At 36.8% G+C, this 266-nt stretch carries 1 protein-coding gene; it reads right to left on the minus strand.

What is annotated here, in order from left to right; all coding sequences use genetic code 11:
• Positions 1-192, minus strand: a 192-nt coding sequence (locus tag PZC42_RS23315) for an NB-ARC domain-containing protein (protein WP_368860295.1), incomplete at its 3' end; no start/stop codon positions are given.
• Between the last annotated feature and the right edge of the window lie 74 nt (positions 193-266).

Consider the following 266-nt stretch of genomic DNA (forward strand, 5'->3'; position numbering starts at 1 on the left):
CAAGAGCTTTTTAGAGTCATCATCAGACAGAGGTTCCATTTGATAAATTGAATCATTTACGGACGTGCAACATGCTTGAGATACATTGACTTTGCGAGTCGTAGTGATTATTCGGCTACCAAGCTTGTTCTTGTTAGGAAAAACATACTTGATATTTTCCCACAGATTTTCATTCCATATGTCATCTATCACGATGAGGTACCTGTACCATTTGTGAGAGCATCAGAGAAATATCCATAAGTAATCTAGCATGTCTTTGTGTATAT

This window comes from Isoptericola croceus (genome assembly GCF_029382255.1).
Taxonomy (GTDB): domain Bacteria; phylum Actinomycetota; class Actinomycetes; order Actinomycetales; family Cellulomonadaceae; genus Isoptericola; species Isoptericola croceus.